The organism is Bradyrhizobium sp. LeoA1Lang (assembly GCF_055413685.1).
The window spans coordinates 1-332 of sequence record NZ_JBVAPG010000561.1; the positions used below are offsets into that span (position 1 = coordinate 1).

Genomic DNA, 332 nt, shown 5'->3' on the forward strand with positions numbered 1-332 from the left:
CGCCGAACCGGGCGTCCGCCGAAGCGGCGATCGACGTTTTCGCCGAGAAATACCGCGCCAAATACGGCCGGGCGGTCGAATGTCTGGTCAAGGATCGCGACGCCCTGCTGGCCTTCTACGACTTTCCTGCCGAGCATTGGGATCACTTGCGGACGACCAACCCCATCGAAAGCGTGTTCGCCACCGTGCGGCACCGGACGGTGCACACCAAGGGCTCGTTGTCGCCAACCACCGCCAGGCTGATGGTGTTCAAACTGGTGATCGCCGCATCAAAGACCTGGCGGCGGCTCAAAGGCACAAATCAGTTGCCGAAGGTCATCGCAGGTGTCAGA

At 62.0% G+C, this 332-nt stretch carries 1 protein-coding gene; it reads left to right on the forward strand.

Features of this window, described 5'->3' with window-relative positions:
• On the forward strand, positions 1-332 hold a 332-nt coding region (locus ACZYOF_RS44510), incomplete at both ends, for a transposase (RefSeq protein ID WP_463719687.1).